The 23,002-nt window shown below is 37.5% G+C and carries 18 protein-coding genes and 1 pseudogene; 7 read left to right on the top strand and 12 right to left on the bottom strand.

Annotation, left to right across the window (positions count from 1 at the left end; genetic code table 11):
• Positions 1-41: 41 nt before the first annotated feature.
• The 4 genes and pseudogenes from ALFOR1_RS06685 to ALFOR1_RS06670 all read left to right on the top strand — a co-directional run bounded on the left by ALFOR1_RS06685 (position 42) and on the right by ALFOR1_RS06670 (position 5,988).
• A pseudogene (locus tag ALFOR1_RS06685) lies at positions 42-1,042 on the top strand (LacI family DNA-binding transcriptional regulator).
• A gap of 285 nt (positions 1,043-1,327) precedes the next feature.
• Positions 1,328-2,497: an MFS transporter gene (locus ALFOR1_RS06680; RefSeq protein ID WP_058548945.1), complete on the top strand. Its 1,170-nt coding sequence runs from the start codon at positions 1,328-1,330 to the stop codon at positions 2,495-2,497.
• A 204-nt stretch (positions 2,498-2,701) separates the two neighbouring features.
• On the top strand, positions 2,702-4,246 hold the full coding sequence (locus ALFOR1_RS06675; RefSeq protein ID WP_104642444.1) for a PAS domain-containing sensor histidine kinase: 1,545 nt from the start codon (positions 2,702-2,704) through the stop codon (positions 4,244-4,246).
• 32 nt (positions 4,247-4,278) lie between these two features.
• The gene (locus ALFOR1_RS06670) at positions 4,279-5,988 is read left to right on the top strand and encodes a two-component system response regulator (protein ID WP_104642443.1); all 1,710 of its coding nucleotides are present in this window, start codon (positions 4,279-4,281) and stop codon (positions 5,986-5,988) included.
• Positions 5,989-6,049: 61 nt separating this feature from the next.
• On the opposite strand, the gene ALFOR1_RS06665 is transcribed toward ALFOR1_RS06670, so the two are convergent.
• From ALFOR1_RS06665 to ALFOR1_RS06615, 11 genes are all read right to left on the bottom strand, one after another.
• The gene (locus ALFOR1_RS06665) at positions 6,050-6,484 is read right to left on the bottom strand and encodes a response regulator (protein ID WP_058548942.1); all 435 of its coding nucleotides are present in this window, start codon (positions 6,482-6,484) and stop codon (positions 6,050-6,052) included.
• Positions 6,484-7,932, bottom strand: a complete 1,449-nt coding sequence (locus ALFOR1_RS06660) for a sensor histidine kinase (RefSeq protein WP_104642442.1) — start codon at positions 7,930-7,932, stop codon at positions 6,484-6,486. The genes ALFOR1_RS06665 and ALFOR1_RS06660 overlap by 1 nt, the downstream gene beginning before the upstream one ends.
• A gap of 211 nt (positions 7,933-8,143) precedes the next feature.
• Positions 8,144-11,326, bottom strand: coding sequence for a pilus assembly protein (locus tag ALFOR1_RS06655; RefSeq protein WP_104642441.1), 3,183 nt, complete (start codon positions 11,324-11,326; stop codon positions 8,144-8,146).
• A 521-nt stretch (positions 11,327-11,847) separates the two neighbouring features.
• The gene (locus ALFOR1_RS06650; RefSeq protein ID WP_058548939.1) at positions 11,848-12,258 is read right to left on the bottom strand and encodes a hypothetical protein; all 411 of its coding nucleotides are present in this window, start codon (positions 12,256-12,258) and stop codon (positions 11,848-11,850) included.
• A 234-nt stretch (positions 12,259-12,492) separates the two neighbouring features.
• Positions 12,493-13,008, bottom strand: coding sequence for a M23 family metallopeptidase (locus tag ALFOR1_RS06645; RefSeq protein WP_104642440.1), 516 nt, complete (start codon positions 13,006-13,008; stop codon positions 12,493-12,495).
• Positions 13,009-13,082: 74 nt separating this feature from the next.
• The gene (locus ALFOR1_RS06640; RefSeq protein WP_104642439.1) at positions 13,083-13,349 is read right to left on the bottom strand and encodes a YrhK family protein; all 267 of its coding nucleotides are present in this window, start codon (positions 13,347-13,349) and stop codon (positions 13,083-13,085) included.
• A gap of 184 nt (positions 13,350-13,533) precedes the next feature.
• A complete protein-coding gene (locus tag ALFOR1_RS06635) occupies positions 13,534-14,877 on the bottom strand; it encodes an SPFH domain-containing protein (RefSeq protein WP_104642438.1) in 1,344 nt (447 codons plus the stop codon).
• Complete coding sequence (locus tag ALFOR1_RS06630) at positions 14,870-15,208, bottom strand: methanolan biosynthesis protein EpsI (protein WP_104642437.1); 339 nt, start codon at positions 15,206-15,208, stop codon at positions 14,870-14,872. The genes ALFOR1_RS06635 and ALFOR1_RS06630 overlap by 8 nt, the downstream gene beginning before the upstream one ends.
• 448 nt (positions 15,209-15,656) lie before the next feature.
• A complete protein-coding gene (locus ALFOR1_RS06625; RefSeq protein WP_058548934.1) occupies positions 15,657-16,064 on the bottom strand; it encodes a hypothetical protein in 408 nt (135 codons plus the stop codon).
• Positions 16,065-16,342: 278 nt separating this feature from the next.
• Positions 16,343-17,608 (bottom strand): cation:proton antiporter, encoded by a 1,266-nt coding sequence (locus ALFOR1_RS06620; RefSeq protein WP_104642436.1) that lies wholly within the window; start codon positions 17,606-17,608, stop codon positions 16,343-16,345.
• A 386-nt stretch (positions 17,609-17,994) separates the two neighbouring features.
• A complete protein-coding gene (locus ALFOR1_RS06615; protein ID WP_058548932.1) occupies positions 17,995-18,399 on the bottom strand; it encodes a hypothetical protein in 405 nt (134 codons plus the stop codon).
• 319 nt (positions 18,400-18,718) lie between these two features.
• On the opposite strand from ALFOR1_RS06615, the gene sbcB reads away from it, so the two are divergent.
• A complete protein-coding gene (gene sbcB, locus ALFOR1_RS06610) occupies positions 18,719-20,164 on the top strand; it encodes an exodeoxyribonuclease I (RefSeq protein WP_104642435.1) in 1,446 nt (481 codons plus the stop codon).
• A 205-nt stretch (positions 20,165-20,369) separates the two neighbouring features.
• On the opposite strand, the gene ALFOR1_RS06605 is transcribed toward sbcB, so the two are convergent.
• Positions 20,370-21,251, bottom strand: a complete 882-nt coding sequence (locus tag ALFOR1_RS06605; RefSeq protein WP_058548915.1) for an NAD(P)-dependent oxidoreductase — start codon at positions 21,249-21,251, stop codon at positions 20,370-20,372.
• Between the two features lie 121 nt (positions 21,252-21,372).
• Between ALFOR1_RS06605 and ALFOR1_RS06600 the strand changes: the two genes are divergently transcribed.
• The gene (locus tag ALFOR1_RS06600; RefSeq protein WP_104642434.1) at positions 21,373-21,918 is read left to right on the top strand and encodes a glutathione peroxidase; all 546 of its coding nucleotides are present in this window, start codon (positions 21,373-21,375) and stop codon (positions 21,916-21,918) included.
• A 96-nt stretch (positions 21,919-22,014) separates the two neighbouring features.
• Positions 22,015-22,995, top strand: coding sequence for a 2-hydroxyacid dehydrogenase (locus ALFOR1_RS06595; RefSeq protein WP_058548913.1), 981 nt, complete (start codon positions 22,015-22,017; stop codon positions 22,993-22,995).
• Positions 22,996-23,002: the final 7 nt, after the last annotated feature.

The raw sequence follows: 23,002 nt of genomic DNA, 5'->3' as shown, positions 1-23,002 counted from the left end.
AAATTTTTATTAAAAACAAATGCGTACAAGCTAGGATATAAATGGCGACTATTTATCAAGTATCAGAAATGGCAGGTGTGTCTTTATCAACTGTATCTAGGGTGCTTAACGACAACGACTACGTAAGTAAAAAAACGAAAAAAAAGGTGTTAGAGGCGATGAAAGAGCTCGGCTATCAGCCAAGTTCTATTGCACGCTCTTTAGCATCAAGCCGTACTAACAGTGTAGGCATTTTAGTGTCTGAGTTAGACGGCCCGTTTTTTGGACAAATGATGTCGGCCATTGAAGAGCAATTACGTATAGCTGGTAAACACGTAATTATTACGCCCGGCCACAGTGATGAAAAAAAAGAAAAAACGGTTTTGAATTTTTAACTAGCCGTAATTGCGACGCCATTATTGCTCACGTAGAAGCGGTATCTAACGAGTACTTAATTGAGCTCAGTAAAGGTAAAACCCCTATTTATTTAATGAGTCGCTACGTTAAAGAAATAGAGCAAAACTGCATTAGTCTCGATAATGTTATGGGTGGCTACCTTGCAACAAAAGCTATGATCAATAAAGGGCATAAACGTATTGCTTATATTGCCGGTCCACAATTTAAAGAAGATGCCTCAGATCGTTTAAAAGGCCACAAAAAGGCGCTTGCAGAATATAACCTCACCTTTGACGAAAGCTTGTATTATGTGGGCGACTTTAAAGAAACCGGTGGCAGCGATGGCCTACGTCATTTTATTCAACATAAAGCGCAAATTACGGCTCTTGTGTGCGCCAATGACGAAATGGCATCGGGTGCAATGAAGTATGCCCGCGAGCATGGCTTTAATTTACCTAAAGATTTAGCAATAATTGGTTTTGATAACGTTATTTTTACCAATTACCTTTACCCTACGCTTACTACAATAGATAACCCAGTACCCGAAATGGGCCGTGCAGCAGCAAATTTAGTGCTTAAAGATATTTATAAAAAAAGCGGCATAACGGTAAATCAGGTGTTTGAGCCTAAGTTAATTTTACGCGATTCAACTCCCGATATTAGCTAGCACTAAAGCTCTGCCTTATTATTTTATTCACATCATAATTAAGCCCCAATTCTAGTTGGGGTTTTAACCATTATTGCTAACAAATATAAAACAATAACCTCATAAAAATACTACAAAAACAGTATTCCAGATCTAAAATTTCACTTAAGAATTAATTTGTATATTTAACGCCAGAAATCACTTTACTTATCTATCAATTAGCTCTAAATTCGCGCAAATTTTATTACTAAAGTAACTCCTTACAATTTAAAACTGGAGTTATTTAACTCACCGAGTCTAAAAAAAATGGCTGAACCTGCCGCCTACAATGCACCTAACAACCCACTAGCACCCGTTATTGGCTTATCTTTTTTTGCCATAGCATCTGGCTTTTTAATGAGCTTAATTCCGCTTTCGTTATCTGCATTCAAATTAGATGAAAACCTAGCTCCATGGCTTGCTAGTATTTTTTATTTGGGGTTACTTATAGGCGCAACCACAATAGAACGTATTGTGGTTAAAGTAGGCCATCGCTTTGCGTTTATATTGTTTTTAAGTTTATTAATACTGAGTGTGTTAGCCCAGCTAGCATTACCGAACGCTATTAGTTGGCTAATTGCTCGATTTATTGCAGGTATTGCTGTCGCAGGTGTGTTTGTTGTAGTTGAATCGTGGCTACTTATGACAAATACAGCAAAATCACGGGCTAAACGCCTAGGCCTATATATGACCTCGTTATATGGAGGCAGCGCTGTTGGGCAACTCGCTATTGGACCGCTAGGTACACAAGGTGCTACACCCTACTTATTTGTGGCTGCGTTATTGTGCTTTGCTATTTTGGCGCCTTTATTAATTACTAAAGGCCAACCAGAAAAACAACAACTACAAAAACTATATTTAAAAGAGATTAAAAACCTAAGCCATCCGGCTATGCTCGGCTGTTTAGCCTCAGGCTTATTACTTGGGCCTATTTATGGCTTAATGCCTGTTTATATTGCATCTCAAGCAGAGCAGGCGCAGTACACTGGCACGCTAATGGCTGTAATAATTTTAGGTGGAATGTTAGTGCAACCGCTGGTTAGCTACTTATCTACTCGCCTGGAAAAAAGTTTACTTATGGGTATGTTTTGTTTAGTGGGCGCAGCAGGTGCAATAGGTATTTTACAAGCAAATACCTTGGCCGGATTAATAATAAGTTATTTAATACTAGGCGCCTGCAGCTTTGCTCTATACCCAATTGCTATTACGCTTGCCTGCGATAGCCTACCTATGGCAAAAATAGTGTCGGCAACCGAAATTATGCTTTTAAGCTACAGTATAGGTTCGGTATTTGGCCCAATGCTAAGCGCACATTTGTCTAATGCGCCAAACGGTATTGTGTTTTACTTAGCAGGCTGCCTAATTAGCACCTGTATTTATATGTTTATTAAAAGTATTACTAACATACATGCCGGAAAAACACCTGTCGCAGGTTAAGCTTTAACACCCCCTTAGTTAGCTTATAACTAAGGGGGTGTTATAAAAATGCTTAACAAACACACTTTTTTATCTGATTTATTTATTATTGCTATATAAAGCGCAAATATCCTCTTCAAAATAACACACATATCTGCAACAATCTGCTACTCTAAGGTTAATTCACTGTAAACTAAATTCAGGCTAAAATTAAAAGGACTTTTAATGCCAACTGTTGAATCTTACATAGGCTCCCCATCAGTAAATCCCTACAAGTTGTGGCACGTTTTACTTGAAGATAATATTCAAACAAATCTAGATAGCGTATGCGAGCTTGCTGTGAACTTGCTTGGTGCTAAATCCTGTGCAATCGTCGCCAATTACCCTGAGCATAAAATTAAGTTAGCGCACTATGGTGAAAGTTTAAACGTAAGCGATACTGAGCTTGCACTTTACACTAGTAATGAGTGCAGGTTAATTGAGATCCCCCAGCAAAATTCACACAGTGCTCACAGCTACACTTGGCGAGTAACTGCCCCTATAATTTTATTTAGCAAGCTTCTATTTGGTTGGCTTATTTTTGATAAAAAAAATGATCAACCACTGTCGCAAAAAGAAATGACTACGCTTGAGGTTTTGCAAAAAAATATAGTAAATCACTTAAAAAACCGTAAAAAAATAATAGAGCAAGAAAAAATAAACGAGCTACAAGCCACTATTTCTAAGCTAAACCGTGATTTTATTTTTGTAAAAGATGAAGAGTTTAAAATAGTGTATGCGAATGACGCCTTTTTAAATATGTACCCCGTACATTTAAAAGATAAGGTTATAGGCTTCACTACCATAGAGTCCTTTGATGAAGCAGATGCAGAAGCATTTTTAGCACAAGACAAAATTGCATTCGAAACCGGGCAAAGTAAAGTCATTGAAAAACTACATGCACCCAATGGCCAATATATTACTGTAGAAACAACAAAAAAACGTTTTGAAGACAGTACCGGCGCACCTTATATTATGTGTGTTTGTAGAGACTTAAGTGAAATAGAAGGCTTAATTAATAAATTAACTAAAGCCAATAAAGATCTCGATGAATTTACAAGCATTGCATCACATGATTTAAAAGCACCTTTGAATGCCATTAAGCGACTGCTTGAATGGATCTCTGATGATTGTAAAGATTTACTCCCTCAGGAGCATGCCGAAAACTTCCAACTCGTTATTAGCCGTGCCAATCGTATGCAAACACTGCTGGAAGATTTACTAAAATACGCAAGAATTGACCAGTGCGATGTAACGTTAACGAGTATATCTCTTGAATCTGTTTTTGAAGATGTAGCGCAGCTTTTAGATATTCCAAAATCAATAACCGTCACTGTCGATACAAATAATACTTTAATTAATATTCCTGCGGTGCCTTTTAAAACGGTTATTCTTAACTTAATTAGTAATGCTATAAAACACAATAATAAAGAGCACGGTGAAGTTAATATAAGCTTAAAGCAATCAGTGCATCACTACATTATTGAGGTAAGTGATAACGGCCCAGGTATAGACCCCAAATACTTTTCACTTATATTTGAGTTGTTTCAGACATTACGCTCACGCGATGAAATAGAAGGCACTGGCATCGGCCTCTCAGTCGTAAAAAAACACGTAACTAATTTTGGCGGCAAGGTAGAGGTTAGCTCCGACGGAAAATCAGGCACTACATTTACTGTATTTTGGCCTAAAAACAAGCAAAACCATACATACAGTAATAATAGTTACTAGCCATAGTACGACTCCCGACTCTAAGGAAGAACATGTATATACTGATAGTTGACGACGATATAGTAGATCGTAAATTAATTAGAAAAATGCTGATGACGGACGGTATGCAACTTCATAGTATTACCGAAGTAGAATCAGTATCTGAAGGGTTATATGCCATTGAAGATATGCATTTTGATGTGATTTTGCTTGATTATTCTATGCCCAAAGAAGACGGCATAGAATTACTGCGAGAAATGCGGGCGAAACCAAACCTTGGTAATACTGCCATAATAATGATCAGCACATCTGAAAACCCATCACTTGCATTAAAGTGTATAGAAGCAGGCGCCCAGGATTTTCTACCTAAAAATGATATAACGAGTGCAAGCTTAAATAAAGCGATATTATTTGCTAAAAAACGTTTCGAATCAGAACAACGCATGTTAGAAAGCTACCTTGCAGTTAAGCGAATGGCCGAGCGAGATCAATTAACAGGGCTTTCTAACCGCTACCATTTTGAAGAAATCCTCAAATCAACTATCGCCAGTAATATACGTAGTAAAAATAGTGTAGCGCTGCTTGTGATTGATATAGATAACTTTAAAAATATTAACGACACCCTTGGCCACAATGTCGGAGATGAGATTTTAAAGCAACTCGTATCAAGAATTAATAATTGCCTACGAAGAGACGAAGGCTTTGCAAGACTTGGTGGTGATGAGTTCGCAGTAATAATTGGCGGTATAAGCCAATTAAGTCAAATAGGTAAAGTAGCCACTAGAATATTAAACCATACCGCTGAGCCATTCGTTATCGATAACACGACTATTAGCTGTGGTGTAAGTATTGGCAGTGCCATTTACCCTACCGATGCAACACACTCGCATGATTTATTAAAATGTGCAGATATAGCGATGTATCGCTCAAAACAAAGTGGCAAGGGCAAAAACAGTTTTTACAAAGAACAATATCAATATGAATTTAGCCGCCGAGTGGAAATTCAAAACAATATTAAAAATTACTTAAAAAACGACGCATTTAGGTTATTTTACCAACCAGTGTATTGTGTAAAAACTCATAAAATATGCGGTGTTGAAGCGCTTATAAGGTGGCCTGATGTTACTCCATTTTATAACCCGGATGAATTTATACCCATTGCAGAAGAGTCGAGATTTATAAACGAACTCGGAAATTGGGTAATATCAACAGCATTAAAACAACTTGCCCAGTGGCAAAATAAATACTCTGACACACTAAATATGGCAATTAATATTTCGCCGGTGCAGCTTCAAAGCGAGTGCTTTGTAGAAAAATTATTAGTTGAAGTAAATAAGTATCAAATTAATACACATAATATTACTTTAGAAGTGACAGAAACGGCATTAATTGAAGACAACTTAAAAATAGCTGATGTACTCAACAGCCTATCTGTGAAAGGCTTTAAAATAGCGTTAGATGACTTTGGTATGGGTTACTCTTCAATTTCTCATTTAACAACGTACCCAATAAATATAGTAAAGCTCGATAAAAGCATGCAAGTTGCCGAAAGTGAAAAAAGCATTAAAATTATTGAAGGGTTATCACTGATGTTAAAAGCACTCGATTTTGAAATTATTGCCGAAGGCATAGAAACACAATCGCAGCATTTTTTATGTAAAGAGTTAAACATAAACTTTATGCAGGGCTTTTTATTTTCAAAAGCCATACCTGCTGAAAACATTGAACAATTGCTTATTGATTGTTGCCTTAGCCAAAAATAGCTATTGCTAAAAAAGTTACGATTAGCCCTAGTAAAACAGTTCTTTTCGTAACTAATACAACTTATCGAGAATTTATTACCTTTAATACTTTCTCTTTTAACTGCTGTGAAGTAAATGCGCCTTTTACCAAGTAGTCTTTTACAAATTCATGCCCCATTATATTGGCTTTATCTTCTTCTCGCTCTGACGTACTAAACATCATAATAACGCATGTACTAATGTCTATTTTAACGCGCAACTGTGCAAATGCATTTAAAAACTGAATACCATTTACCCTCGGCATATTAATATCTAAAAATATAATTATGGGTGGGAATTCATCAGGGTATTTTTTTTTGTTGGCATCATAGTCTTCTAAAAAATCGAGGGCTTCTTGACCATCTGTTTTTTCAAAAATTCTAAGTTCTAATTGCGCCTCTTTTATTAAGCGTTTAAGAATATACCTATCTACTTCATCGTCATCAATAATAAGAACTGGTGGTTTGATTTTTGTCATTATAATTTATCCAATGCTATGATTATTTTAAATATAGTGCCTTGCTCAGAACTTTGAAACGTAATTTCACCTTTAAAATATTCAACATGCTTTTTAACAATCGATAAACCTAAACCAGACCCACTGCATAACTCAGGGTTAAAGCGCTTAAACATGCCATACACTTGCGCTTGGAAGGGTTTAGGAATACCAATTCCATTATCAGTAACAACAATAATAATGCTATTTTCGTTGTTACTAATGTCTAATTTTACTAAAGGTGATACCTTATTTTTATCGTAATACTTTAAGCCATTAGAGACTAAATTCTCAATTATTTGTGTAAAGCGCACTTTATCTGAGATTATTTCTACCTCTAGATTTATGTGTATTTCAAGCTGGCAAGGAATATCTTGCATCAGCCAATATAAACGCTCCTTTACATCAACAATAAGCTGTTCAAAGTTAATCGGTGACGTTTCTTCATTACCAATATCGGCTTTAGCAAGCTGTAAAATATCAACGACTAACGACTCTAATTTTTCCATTTGCTTTGTTATAGTTTTTGCATTACTGATGGCTTCGGCTGTATCGTTGCTTTCTATATCTTTAACTATAAAGCGCGATAAAGATTTAACCGCAGATAATGGCGCCTTTAAGTCATGCGACGCTCTGTAAGCAAACTGAGCCAGCTCATCGTTTGCTAGCTGTAATGAATCGGTTTGACTACTTACAATGGCTTTTAACTCTTTACTGCTTTCTATATTTAGTAAATCGTTTTCAATTCTTTTTTTAGCAGCACTTATTAGCTCTTTTAGTTCATCAGGTGTGCTCTTTGAAAAGTTATCTTCTAAATCTGTTTTATTAGATTTACTAGACAATAACGTAGTTAGATTTCGAATAGAGCTTGAAATAGTTCGCGATAAATAACTAATATAAATAACATTAAAGATTGAAATAACAATGACTAAAGGGATAAAAGTAACAAATATAAACGATACAGTTTTTGTAATTGGCCCTTCAAATTGCTCTGAGTTATCGTTAAATTCATCTAAAGCATGGTTAAGAATAAACAAAAATTCGGCCCGATTAATTTTATCATTTTTGTAATCATTCACAGACTGTAAGGTTGTATTTGCCCTTTTCACATCTTGCTTACAAAGCGTAAGTGCATGACGTGTATCAATAATATTCATTACTAACTTATTTAATGCATTGGCCGCTTTTAAACAGTTCATAGGTTGTTGACGAATCGCTAATATATTCGCCTCTATTGCTGCTAAGTTAATTTGAGTGTTTGGCAGTATTTTATCAACCGCTTTGTCTAGCTGATTTATATACTTTAAATGAAGAAAATTGAGCTGATGAAACTGCGCTCCCTTAGCTATTTCAAATGCCGAAAAAACAGTAATACTTACTTCTAAACACGTTAATACAACAATGAGCAAAAGCTTTTTAGAGATATTCATTTGTAAGCCAGACTTTTATAATTTTAATATGACTGGCCTTAAATAAGCTATGTAACCACTCTTGAGTTGTATGTATTTTATACTAACGGTATCAGGTTTTAACAGTGTTTATTTACTAATGCTAGTTAAATAATTTAAAGCGGTATAATAAAAATAACAAAGCCCAACTTTTTATATTGGGCTTTACTAATTTACAAATTAAGGAAGCTTATTATTGATCTCCTGATTCATACTCTTCGCGTTTATAAATATAAGTTTGCTGAGTTTTAAAACCAAAACCTAAAGTATCGCTATCATTAACTAACTTAACTTTGCCATCGACAACCGTTAAACCTGGGCCTGTAATTTCAACAGGCTTTATTGGATTTACCGCACCCTCGCCTGTTAGGCTAGGGCCAATTAAATAAAACTGACTAACCTGACTCACTGGGATTGTTTCTTCGTACTCGTAGCCACCATCTGGGCCATCGTCGTCTGGGGTACCATCATCAGGTGTTGGAACATCACATAATCCATTATTGTTAGCGTCTATACATGAGTCACCTTCACCAAAATACAACTGAGCAGTATCAGGTACATCGTAACTGGTAGTAAATTTAAGTTGGTCGTAAACCTTAGTACCATAGTGCAAGTGAAATGCATACATAGCCCCGCCGCCACCCGTTAACGAACACTGGTTTTTATTTGACTCAAGCGCAGGTGTAAAAGAAGTAAAATAGGCAACACCACCAACTACGGTTGCCGCTGCTAGCGATTTTTCGCCATTACTAAGCTCATAACGCCAACCTTTAAAGCCAGCAAGGTCAACCTCTAGATCCACAAAGTCATCAACGTTATCTAATGCATTTCCAAACGGGTCGTCATTCATAAGCATTAAATCGCTTGGAACAATAGCGGTAGGTTTATCTTCTGAGTTAAATGTTTGTGTAACAGTATGCTCATCACGGATCATGTACAAATGATCTTGCTCGTTAGTTGCAAGCGGGTTTGAGCGGTTGCCACTACCAATAACAATTGCATCGTATGGCGTATCTAATCGTGTTGTTATTTCAACGCCATTTTCGTTTGTAGTTTTACTCGCTTTACTAAACATAGTACGTGCAACGAGTGGCTTGTAAAAAAAGCGCCTGTCTTGTGAAGCTAATGAGCTCCCAAGTTCTGCTAATTTAAAATAAGAAATGTCATTTTTATCTGACCCTGGCATATCTACACGCCATACATTACCGCCAGTATCTGTTGCATATAAGCGGTCTATATAGCCATCGTAATCAGAGTCAAGCGTTGCAATATCAGCTGCAATACTGTGCTTTCCTTGAAAGTTATTATCTTCAGGCGTTAATGCCCAAACCTTCTCACCGGTTCTCGCTTTAACAATATAAATGCCGAGTCCTGTTTCGTCTTCGCTTCTGATTGCTTCATCTTTATTTGTATCGTAGCCTGCGCCAAATACCAATAGCGGTTCATCTCCAAACGCTTTTATGTACGCTATTTGTGGTTTAGACCATGTTTGAGCTAAGTATTTAAAATCTTCAGAGCCTCCAACAATGGGTTTATTCCATAATTGTTTTGGCTTATCTGGAGTGCTGATATCAAGTGCGTAGTAATTATTACCACCACGGCGCATTCCGGCAAACGCCCAAACTTCATCACCTTGTGATGCGTCAACAACACCATCATTTAAGCCTTTGCTATTTAGGCTTTGGTTATTAAAGTACACACTAATTGGGCCATCCATACCGTACACTTTAGAGTTAGCTTGGTTTGAGCGAAGCGCTGGTATATTTTTTAATAACTCAGCTGGTGTAAAAGCCCACTCTTCTTCAACGCTATCGCCTTTGTCATTAAACATATGTAAAAAGCCGGCATTAGTTCCTACAAGGATACGTATATCACCATCACCGTAATCTATAGAAACAGGCTTAGAGTGAAGTGGATCTCCAAAAATATCAGAGCGCTGATCAACATATGAGCCATCTGAATCTTCATCGTCAACGTCTATGCCTCTTGCCCAATTAATATCGTTAAGAGAAATTGAAATATCTGTGCCTGGTATTAAACCGCCTAAGGTTTCTGAAACAATATTTAAAATTTCTTTTACTTTATCGAAGGTAAAATCGACAATTCTACCGCCTGAATCTATGTATAATTTACGACCTTGCCCATCTAAGGTAGAAAGAAAAGCGTTTACTCCACCTTGTGCTACTAAATTACCGTCCGCTGATTTATTAGTAGGCAGCCAAAACGTTCGAGCGTCTTCTTTAATTAAGCCATCATCACCTATTGCTTCATTACCATCAGAATCAACAATAGTAGAGCCCGACATAGCCAACTTTTTTAAGTTTCCACCCCAGCGAGCACCGGTTTCAGGGTAAAACATTGTAAAGTATATAGCTTCGCGGCTACGAGTTTGATCAACATTATTGCTCGCTACAGTTGGGGAAGAGAAGGTATCGTTTACCTCTCTTATTTTAGAAATGGTGCTATTTAATTTTTCTGAAAGTTCTGCAGAAGTATTGGCATGTAAATATTCTCCGCCACCGACTTGAGCTGTTTTTTCAAGTAGCTTTTTACCATTAGTACTCATTCCACTGCCAAAACCTATGGTAAAGACTCTACCAGTATCCGCAATTTCAGGTGTGCTATCGTACAGATCAACTTCTACGTCACTTGTTCCGTGAATTATTTGTGCTAGAGCAGCTAAATAACTTCCACTTGTTGTACTTGGGTTTGAACCAAATTTAGATTTATAAAGATGGTATATATCATTATTACTTTCAGTGTCACTTTGAGGATCGCCATCCGTCATTAAAATAAGGTTAATAGAATTATCACAGCGTTCATCGCTGTCTAAATCAGTTCCGAATGGCGAAATATATGTAAGAGTGGTTACTTTTTTCTTTTTGTTATAATGGTTTTTTTCATAAGTAACAGTTTTACTTAAAAAATCTTCATCTCCTGAATATTCTTCATACCCATATAAAACTTGTTGGCCAGTTAAGTACAAATAAGCTTCCCATAATGTTTCAGTAACTGGTGTACTGCCACTAGCAGGTAAGCTCTTTATCTGATTTTTAACCGTAGCTCTTGAAGAACCAATCTCAGCCATAACATAACCGCCATAGTTACTTTGAAAGCGCATAAGACCAAAATCAATAGACTCATTATTATTAACCAAGTCGGTCATTGCATCTTTAGCGGCATCAATTTTTCTTGGCCCATTATTAGGAAGCTTACTCCACATACTCCCAGATGTATCGAATACAATTAAAACTCGAGGCTTTTCATCGGTTTCTACGTTGTGGTTTACGTAAAGCTCTATATCTTCGGCGGTAACAGAAAGGCTAATAGTTGCAGCAATAAAAGACGCAACTACGCAATTGAATTTGAATTTCATTTTTAAATCCTTTTACCTACGCAAAAATTGCGTAGCTCCCTAAAAAACGCTGTTACTTAAATAGTTTTTTTAATTAGAAATAGTAACTAACGCGCAAAAACAACTTGCTCAACTTAATCGTGAGCACATCAAATAAACATTAATGCTAGCTGAATCAGCAATATTGTTATTACTTTAAATAAAAAGGACATAAATATAAAGCTCTATGTTGCTAATAAAGGTTTAATTTACAATGGCTTAAAATAGAAAAATCCCGATTTTAGATATAATCGACTGTTCAAAATTGCGATTGGATATATTTTTAAAAATGATGCGAAACTAACAATATTAATGTGCGATTTAAAACACTATTATTCAATAGGTTACAAATAGGCCGCGAGTACGGCTAAAGATGGAAAAACAATTAATTAACATTTCGGGTGGGGATTACTGCTATATAGGCAATTTAAAGGAATCTAAAGTATTTTCTCTCATAATGCAAAAAGCCCCAGTTAGCTAACTGGGGCTTTTCTAACTTTCGCCTACAAAGAAAGTTCTTCTTTAGCGCGAGTTAAATTATGAGATACAAGTGAGTTTTTAGAAATTTGTACTGCTTCGTATAAATCAGAAATACCAGCAGTATCTTTATTTGCTTTTAAGCGTGCAACACCACGGTTGCTTAATGCAAACGATGTAAGTTCACGTACTTTTAAACGTGGGCCACGGCTTTGCTTAAGTAAAGCAATGGCTTTTGTACATACCGCTTCAGCTTCATCGTATTTTTTTGATTCAACATTAAGTGCACAGCTATTAAATGGCTGTTCAAATTCTGGGGCTGCTGTTATTGAATCTTCAATAACCATTAATTTGTAATCACTTTGATCAGCCATTGCAGCAGCTGAGCAAGTTAAGAATGAGCCAAGAGCGATGGTTTTTAAAAGTGTACGTTTCATGATTATCTTCCTGTTTAGTTAGTCGTACTTGTTGCCGACAACTTAACTTTAGATACTTCCACCCTTCCCGACAAACGATAAAAACAAACCTAATAAGTGAATAAATCTAACCTATAGACTTTAGTCTAATACCCGCGATAAAAGGTATGTAATTTACTTATTAAAAAGCTTAGTTACAGTTAATCGCTGTATCTGGTTAACCTTTAACTATTAGCTTATCTCAAAATGGCGTAGTTACTTAGCTGTTAGCTTTTCATGTGGGCTTAAAAAAAACATCTTTTTCCAACCTTGGCTTTGCGATGTAAAAAGCCACGGCATAGGCAAAAGCGATAATATAGAATAATGCACATGAGGTTGTTTACCTGCAGCATTACCGGTATCGCCCAGTAAGCCAATTTGACTGTTTATGCTAACTACATCTCCTGCACTTACATAGTAGTCATTTAAATGTGCAAAATAATGCACGCGCCATTTAGGCCCAAGTACCGCAACCACCTTACCACCTCGGGTTAACTCACCTGCAAATATAACAATACCGTTTGTTGAGGCAACAACGGGCGTGTTTTTAGTGCCAAAAATATCAATGCCTTTGTGTACACCCGATCTGCCCCAAGGCTCGTACCAAAACGTATTGTGGTTCCAATCTTTGCTTGTGGCACCTTTTACTGGAATCGTCATTTTTTCGGGTATTAGTAAACCCACTATTAATAAAATAATGATTGCGGCCAAAGCCCACTTGAGTACTTTCAAAGCTTTATCCTTAATATTAATAGTCGTTAATTTAAATTATTAACCATACTACCTGAAAGCATTGTGAGTCGTATTTAAGGTACATTATTTGAGTGAAATACCCGACTAACATGTACTAGGCTTATCAACTTCAAAACAGGTTTTATAAGCAATTGCGCACTGCCGGCTATAAATAACCACGTACCGCTTTCTATTAATGAGTCATTTAAAAAGAAAAAACTACCAATTAAAAACCACACTGCAATCAAAAAATCGTTTAATGCTCCCAGTGCTTCATAACGACGTTGGATGGTAATATGCTCTTGCCCTAAGTCTAAATTAAGCTGATTTCTGCTATCCATCAATACTACTCACTTTTTTACTGTGTATTTAAAAAACTGTTTTTACAAAATATAGGCTTATCTGCACAATACAATAACAAATTGCACTCAATAAAAAACGCTGACTGAAATATCAGACAGCGTTTTGATTTGTATAGTCTTTATAACCTAAAACTCAGCATAACTTTTGAATTTAATAAATCGTTTATTTTTTCTCTTTTTCTAAACGCTTTTTAAGACTTAAAGCGGCGTCAGCAGCTAGTAAACGCATAAATTCAGAACCGTTGCTTTGCTCGCCTTGCCCTGCACCACCAATAACAATTTCAGGTACTAGGCGGCTATTGCCTAAACTTGTAAATAAAGCAGTTTGAATTTTAACTTCAGCTTTTAATGTTTCATCAAAAACGTATTTAGGATCAAGCGCAGCCGACTTAGCACGTAAACGTGCCTCAGCTAACACATCCATACCAAGTGCTTCTAAACGTTGTTGCTTTAATATCTCTTCTTGCTCTTTTGCAAGCTCCGCTTTAACCGCTACACGTTGCTGTGCTGAAATAATCGCATTTGCTTTAATACGCTCAGCATCAATTTGCTCTTTAATTTTTAGCTTTTCAGATTCAGCTCGTTGCTTAGCAATAGCTTGCTCACCTAGTGCAACCTCTGTACGTGCTTGTTGCTCTGCTTTTTTAAGGTTTTGACGCGCAAGCGCTTCATCTGCTGCTGCTTGTTTTTGCGCCTCTAGACGTGCGTTAACTTTACTTTCGTAGTCAATATCAATAATGCTCGCATCAACTACTGTAATACCGTAAGCGCCTAAAATAGGTGCGTTACGCAGTGCATTGCCTTCGCTGTCTTTTTTAATATTAATAGTAACGCGTTGCTGTTTACTCAAATTACTTAAATCGTCAGTTTTATCACGCTCACCAGTACTAATAATTTGCTCGGTCACAAAAATACCGTTGGTTAGCTGATCAGAAAAATCTTGGCTTAATTGGCCATTACCACCTGAGTAATGTTGCTCTACCGACATCATACGTGCAGACGCTTTAACATTTTCAGTTGTGGCACGCATTAGTAGGTTAGAAATTAGAGTTTCTTGTGAGCCAAATTCTTCGTGTATTTTAAGTAAACCACGTAATGCGCCAGACTCACTAGCTGGTACATTGCCCGGTAATCTAAAACGCGACACACCACGGGCACCACCGGTTGTTGTATCTAAAAAGCGAATAGGAATTAACGGTACAATCGCGCTTGCTGTTGCACTACTATCGCCAGTAAAGTTAATAGAAATTACTTTTTTATAGGCAGAGGTAGTACCAAATGCTTTTAAGTAAGGTCCAGCCTGATTTATCACCGTTAAATTACCAGTAAATGCTGATTGGTGTACTAATCGCTCATCTGCTTCGTTCCACGATATAACCTGCGATGTAAGCGTAGCAATAACCGCTAATACAACAACAATTGACGACACCACAATGACATTACGGCGGCCAAAACGGCTCATAAACGACTCACTTTTTTCTGCTGGGATTACTTTTTCGTTATCCATTGTTACTACTCTCCATGTTTAATTTTTTCTTAACAAAGTAAATAATTTCTTGCTCGCTTAAATGCGCACAAAAACTACCTGAACGATGCAATTCAATAAATGTTGCAAGGATCTCTTCTTTGCCTTTTATTGTTTTATGCTCGTCTGCTTGGGCTTGGTTTTTATCAGTAAGTTGAGTAATAAGATCATCCACAATGGTATCTTTATCAAATAACACATTGTATTCTTTTGTTTTTCTTACTCGGCTTGTGCGTACATTGCTATAAATGACATAAATAGCTATACACAAAATAATAACCAATGTACTCAACCCAACAATATAAAAAATCATAATTCCTACTTATACCAATCCGCAATAATACTTAATCATTTTTAGGGGCTAAACGTGTCGCTATCTGCGTTAAAAAATTCTCATTTAGAACAACTAAATAGCGAATTTTTCTCCTTGCTATCAACACGTTTTTCCATCCTCAAAATAGATCTCTTAATTATGCGGATTGGTATTATATTTAGTTGAATAATCACCTTAATCACAAGTGTGAATTTTTTTCACAAATGTTAATGCGTGATTTTACAGAATAACCGTCTAAAAAACAGGTAAAAAATAAAACATTAGCCAATCGCTAAATACTAAATCTATCTAAATAAGAGTCTAGGTATGAAGTTTTTTGCAAGCGAGGGTCTGCAAACAACGGTGAACTTTTATATCGTGCACAAAAAAACCCCTGCAGGTTATACCTTGCAGGGGCTTTTTTGAAACTTGCGCTAGCTAGAGCTTCTTATAAAGAAAGCTCTTCTTTAGCGCGAGTTAAGTTATGCGTTACCATTGAATTTTCAGAAACCTGTACTGCTTCGTATAAATCGGCAAGAGCTGCTGTATCGTTATGCGCTTTTAATCGTGCAACACCACGGTTGCTTAACGCGTAAGATGTAAGCTGACGTACTTTAAATTTAGGGCCTTCAGCATCTTTTAAAAGTGCGATAGCTTTTGTACAAATTTCTTCAGCTTGAGCGTAATTTTTAGATTTAACGTTAAGTGCGCAGCTATTGAATGACTCTTCAAGTGGCAATGGCGCAGTAGCGGTTTTGATAACCATTAGTTTGTAGTCACTTGAATCAGCCATTACAGCTGCTGAGCAAGTTAGTAATGAGCCAAGAGCGATGGTTTTTAAAAGTGTACGTTTCATGGTTTGCCTTTCCTAATTAAGTTAGTCGTGCTTGTTGCCGACAACTGGACTTTAGAGTAATAGCTCAGCGCCGACAAACGAGAAAAACAAACGTAATAAGTGAAGAAAATTAACCTATAGACTTTAGTCTAATACGTGAGCTAATTTGTTATAAAATCGAGTAACAATTAGCCCTTATTAGCAACTGATTCCTAAACAAAATTTAGGTCATGCCAGTAAAACACGCTATTTTTTGCAACATTAGCCGTATAAATAAAATACAACTAATTTATTTCAGTTTACTTACGAATACTTTTAGCAACTTTGCCAACACTTAACCCCTGGATCAAAATAGAAAACACCACCACAGCATAAGTTAAGGTAAGTAAAATATTTCGCTCTGCACCATCAGGAAGCTGCAAAACAAGCGCCACCGAAATACCGCCGCGCAATCCTCCCCACGTTAATACCTTCCACGCACCAGAGGGTAATGCTAATTGCTTATTAAAAGTGGTGGTTGTTATACCCACAACAATTAAGCGTGCTAATAAAGCAATTAATATGGTTAACACAGCAGCGGCTAATAAATTGCCCGAATAGGCAATCATTACAACTTCAAGCCCAATTAAAACAAACAAAATGGCATTTAAAATTTCGTCAATAAGCTCCCAAAATAAATCAACGTAATGACGTGTTTTATCACTCATGGCTAAATTACGGCCATGGTTGCCCACCATTAACCCCATCATAACCATCGCAAGTGGCCCCGATAGGTGCCAATGGCTTGCCAGCGCATAACCGCCAATAACACCTGCTAGAGTAAGTAATACCTCTTCTTGGTAGCTATCTATACTTTTAAGTAAGTAATATAAAATGCCACCAAGTGTTAATCCAAAAATAATTCCACCACCCGCTTCAACAGCTAACGTATGCGCTACAGAATAGGTTGTAGGAATATCACCACTTGATAAAATACCCAGTAATAAAACGAATACCACCACCCCTATTCCGTCATTAAATAACGACTCACCCGCTATTACAGTTTCAATACTTTTAGGCGCCCCCGCTGAGCGTAAAATACCCATAACAGCAATCGGATCGGTTGGCGAAATTAACGCGCCAAATAATAAACACCAAATAAACGATAAATCAAAGCCAAGTAATGGCAGTAATAAATAAAGCGCGCCAGCAATAATAATGGTAGATACAAGCGTACCCACACATGCCAAAATACCAATCGGTAATTTATAACGCCTTAAATCGCTTACATTTACATGCAGCGCCCCGGCAAAAAGCAACATAGAAAGCATGCCATCAAGTAAAACCTCCGTAAAATTAAGCTGATCGAGTAAGCTCACCTCATAATCTATCAGATCATCAAACCCTAAAAAGCCCAAAAATATCGCGGTAATAGAAACCAGCATAGAAATAACCATTACACCAATTGTGGTTGGCAAACCAATAAAGCGATGATTCACATAGGTGAGTAATGCAGTAATCGATAAAAATATCGCGCTAATTTCAAATATAGTTAAAGTGCCTGAAGAGGCGACGGTAGGTTCCATATTAATTTATCCATAAATAGTAATTGGTTATTATTTTAAATACCCGTTCGCTTAATCAACTTAGCTGTTTTAGGTACTAAAGCCTTACATAAACAAGGCAAAACATCACTGTTTAGTTGTTATCACTAATTGTTTCTGCATTGAATTACCTTTTGCATTCATGCAGTTTTCAATGAGCAACTTTTAACTCAGCTAGCCTCGCTTTAGCGCCTCAAAACGCTTAGGTATTATTGCGATTAGTATAAGTAGGCTTACTGTAGCACTGCATTTGTGCATTTTATAAATAGCAAAAACGCAAAAAAGCCATATAAGGGTTTAACCTAACATGGCTTTTTTGTACTCTCGCTTAATTAAAGTGTTTTATAAAACACTTTATAAGCAATCTTTTATAAAGAAAGCTCTTCTTTAGCGCGATTTAAGTTGTGCGATACCATAGTGCTGTTAGACATTTGGTTCGCTTCGTATAAATCGGCTAATGCTGCAGTTTCGTTATTCGATTTTAAACGCGCTACACCACGGTTACTTAGAGCGTAAGAGGTAAGCTGGCGTACTTTAAATTTTGGGCCATCTGCATCTTTTAAGAGTGCGATTGCTTTTGTACAAATTTCTTCAGCTTGTGCATAGTTTTTTGACTTAACATTAAGTGCACAGCTATTAAATGATTGCTCAAGTGGCTGCGGCGCTGTTGCAGTTTCGATAACCATTAATTTGTAATCACTTTGATCAGCCATTGCAGCAGCTGAACAAGTAAGTAGTGAGCTAAGAGCGATAGTTTTGATAAGTGTTTTCATGGTCATAATCCTGTTTGGTTAAGTCGTGCTTGTTGCCGACAACTGAACTTTAGAGAATTACCATAAAAACGACAAACGATTAAAACAAAACCAATAAGTGAAGAAAATTAACTTATAGACTTTAGTCTAATGCCAAACTAGTAAGCAATTTATAGCAAGTGCATTAAATATAATTAGTTAACACCAACTAATTTAACTCCCTTATCAATCGCAAACCTATAAACTCCTCCGCCCATATGCCATAATCTAAATAATTCATAATTTTAGTAACTTGGCGCGTATTTAGGCGCTTTAAAGTTAACTACTCAGGGTTTTCAGCATGGCATATCAAGAGCAAAATCAAGCAACAATCTATTGGCACGACTACGAGACGTGGGGGGCGAGCCCTCAAAAGGATAAGCCGAGCCAATTTGCAGGTATTCGTACCGATCTTGATTTAAATGTAATTGGCGAGCCGCTTATTGAATATTGTAAGCCACAAGCGGATTACTTACCTCACCCTGAGGCGTGTTTAATCACGGGTATTACGCCACAAGTGGCGATGAAAAAAGGCTTGGTAGAAGCTGAGTTTATAGCAAAGATTCATGCCGAATTTAGTGCGCCAAATACCTGTGTGGCTGGTTATAACAGTATTCGCTTTGATGACGAAGTAAGCCGCTATAGCTTTTATCGTAACTTTTACGACCCATACGAGCGTGAATATAAAAACAATAATAGCCGCTGGGATATTATTGATTTAGTACGTGCTTGCTATGCGCTTCGCCCTGAGGGCATTGAATGGCCGTTAAAAGAAGATGGCAGCCCAAGCTTTAAGTTAGAACATTTAACTGTAGCTAATGGTATTGAACACGCCGCAGCGCACGATGCGCTAAGCGATGTGACCGCTACTATTGCACTGGCTAAACTAATAAAAGAAAAACAGCCAAAGCTTTATAACTTCTTTTTTGGACTGCGGAATAAAAAAGCGCTCGGTGATCTAGTTGATGTATTTAACATGACTCCGCTTGTACATACATCATCGCGTATTCCTGCAACGCAAGGTTGTACAACATGGGTGGCGCCTATGAGCTTTCATCCGGTAAATAATAACGCCGTTATTTGTTTTGATTTAACCCAAAACCCGCAAGTACTCATTGATTTAAACGTAGAAGAGTTACGTAAACGTTTATACACCAAACGCGTAGATTTAGCCGAGGACGATTTACCTGTTGGCTTAAAACTAGTGCATTTAAACAAGTGCCCTATTTTAGCCCCAGCTAAAACCTTATTACCTGAAAACGCTGCCCGCCTTGGCATTGACCGCGAGCAGTGCTTAGCTAACTTAGCTATTTTAAAAGCCAATACCGACCTTCGCGATAAGGTAACTGAAGTGTTTAACGAAAAAGGCGATTACAGCGCAACCACTAATGTTGATTACTTACTTTACGATGGCTTTACAAGCCACGCCGACAAAGCTAAATTTGCGATTATTCGCGATACTAAGCCAGACGAGCTCGCGGGTTTAAATTTAGATTTTGAAGATAAAAAGTTCAATACATTACTGTTTAGATACCGTGCACGAAACTGGCCAGAAACACTAAACCAGCAAGAACTTGATCAATGGCGCCAGTATTGTCAAAACAAGTTAATGCACGGGGAAGATCAACCATCAATTAGCGCTCAAGATTTTATGATCACCCTTGAAAACTTGGCCCATGAGCACGACGACAGCGAAAAGAACCTAACCATTTTAAAGGCGCTTTATAACTATGCGCAGAGCATGTAATTTGCTTTAAGTTTGTTTGTATAACGCATTAAAAAACGCGACGCTTAGTAATTAAAGCGTCGCGTTTTTGTTTAAATTATTATGGGCTTCGCCCGTCACGCAAGCAATTCGGGTCTATAAGTAAACTCCATACCTACGCCTTCGCGGTAGACGTTGAGTTTGCTCACGCGAAAAGCGCATCTTTAAATCTTTAAAATGTGAAACGTTATTTTTTATGCAGCGCTTCTATTCGTGCAAGTAAGCTTGAGGTGTCGTATCGGCCGCCGCCAAGTGCTTGTACATCGGCGTAGTATTGATCGACTGTTGCAGTCATCGGTAAAGTAGCGCCGTTGTTTTTAGCTTCATCAAGTGCGATACCTAAATCTTTACGCATCCAATCTACCGCAAAGCCAAACTCGTACTCACCTGCCCACATTGTTTTGTAGCGGTTTTCCATTTGCCACGAACCGGCTGCGCCTTTTGATATGGTTTCAATTACTTTTTCGCCATCAAGGCCTGCTTGCTTAGCAAAGTGCAGGCCTTCGGCTAAGCCTTGCACTACGCCGGCAATACAGATTTGATTAACCATTTTACATAATTGGCCAGAGCCAACTTCGCCTAGCAACTGGCTAAAACGACTAAATGCCGCCATTACAGGCTGTGCTTTTGCAAATACAGTTTCATTGCCACCGGCCATTACCGTTAAAACACCATTTTCAGCGCCCGCTTGCCCGCCCGATACAGGCGCATCTATAAAGTCGATATTTTGCAGCGCCGCTTTTGCTGCTACCTCACGGGCTACTTCAGCTGAGGTTGTTGTATGATCAACTAAAACAGTGTGCGGCAGCATGCCCGCTAAAACACCGTCGTCGCCATATACTACAGAACGTAAGTCGTCATCGTTACCAACACACATAAAAACTATTTCGGCATTACTTACCGCTTCGCGTGGAGTGGGCGCAAAGCAACCAGAGTATTGTTCTGTCCACGTTTTGGCCTTAGCTGTAGTACGGTTATAAACACATACACTGTGCCCTGCTTTTGCTAAATGACCCGCCATTGGGTAACCCATTACGCCTAAACCTATAAATGCGACTTTCATTGACATAAAAATGACCTATTAAACTGATAACTTAGAAACTAGGCCTCGATTATGTCAATCGGGTAGCGAAAAAGCGAATGAAAGTCTTTATAAAATTTCCACTATTTGGAAATTAAGTAGGTAACCTATGGATAGCATTTATCAATTTAACGCACCACTTTATAACAGTGAAAGTTTTCCTCTTAGCCAGTTAAAGGGCAAAACCATACTTATTGTTAATACAGCCAGTAAGTGTAACTTTTCGGTGCAATTAAGCGCCCTCGAAAAGCTGTATCAAGAATACAAAAGCAGCGGATTTACAATATTGGCGTTTCCGTGTAATCAATTTGGTCAAAATGAGCCTCTTGATAATTTAGCCATTAAAGACTTTTACCAAGCGCAATTTAACGTATCGTTTGAGGTGTTTGGGAAAGTAATGGTAAACGGCCCTGAAGCACACCCACTGTTTAATTATTTAAAATCGCATACGCGTGGTATTTCTCAAAACCGCGCAATAAAGTGGAACTTTACAAAGTTTTTAATTAATACCGAAGGGCAACTAGTTGCGCGTTACGCACCACGTACCAAGCCCGAAACGCTAAAACACGTTATTGAAGCCAACTTGCAAAAAAAAACGAGTGGTAAAAAAAGCCCAAAAATAGTAACAAACTTTGCAGCATTAAAAGGCATTTAGTTATTTTAAAACAATAAAGTGGCGCTTATTAAAGCGGATTACCTAAAAGTAGTTTAATGTTATAAAGATGAGCATATAAGCGTTGGAGCTAATAACATGAACATTGCTTTTTTTAGCACTCAAAAGTACGAGCAGCCTTTTTTTGAGCAAAGCATTACAGGCCAAGGTAGTGTATCGATTACTTATTTAGAGCAATCTCTTAATCAAAACACCGCCATTTTAGCTAAAGACTTTGATGCTATATGTGTATTTGTAAACGACACCGTTGATGACGCTGTAATAAAGCAGCTTGCAAGCTTTGGTATAAAAACCATTTTACTACGTTGTGCGGGGTTTAATAACGTAGATTTACCTGCTGCAAAAGCAAATAGCATGAACGTATTACGCGTACCCGCATACAGCCCAGAAGCCGTAGCAGAGCACTGTATTGCACTTATGCTTACGCTTAGCCGTAAAACGCATAAGGCCTATAACCGCGTACGCGAAGACAACTTTGATTTAAACGGTTTATTAGGCTTTAACCTGCACAGCAAAACGGTTGGAATAATAGGTTGCGGTAAAATTGGCCTTGCGCTTTGTAATATATTAAATGGCTTTGGTGCAAACGTTTTAGTGTGCGACCCATATGCACAACCTGGTAATTACACCATTACCGATTTAGATTCGCTGCTCACTAAAAGCGATATAATTTCACTGCACTGCCCACTAACAGATCAAACTCACCACTTAATAAATGATGAAGCATTTAATAAAATGAAACCCGGCGTTATGCTTATTAATACCTCTCGCGGTGCGCTGCTTAATAGTAAAGCGTGTATAAACGCACTTAAAACTAAAAAACTGGGGTATTTAGGGCTCGACGTGTACGAGCAAGAGTCTGAGCTATTTTTTAAAAACCACAGCGATGAAATAAATCAAGACGATATATTCTCGCGCTTAGTCAGTTTTAAAAATGTATTAGTAACAGGTCATCAGGGATTTTTTACCCAAGAAGCACTTACCGAGATTGCCAATACAACCATACAAAATGCGCTGGAAGTTTGTGAAAGTAAGCCGCTAACTAATGAGGTTTTATAAGTTATTT

Source organism: Pseudoalteromonas carrageenovora IAM 12662 (assembly GCF_900239935.1).
Classification (GTDB): Bacteria; Pseudomonadota; Gammaproteobacteria; order Enterobacterales; family Alteromonadaceae; genus Pseudoalteromonas; species Pseudoalteromonas carrageenovora.
The sequence above is the reverse complement of the archived record's forward strand: the minus strand, read 5'-3'. Positions and strand labels throughout refer to the sequence as shown.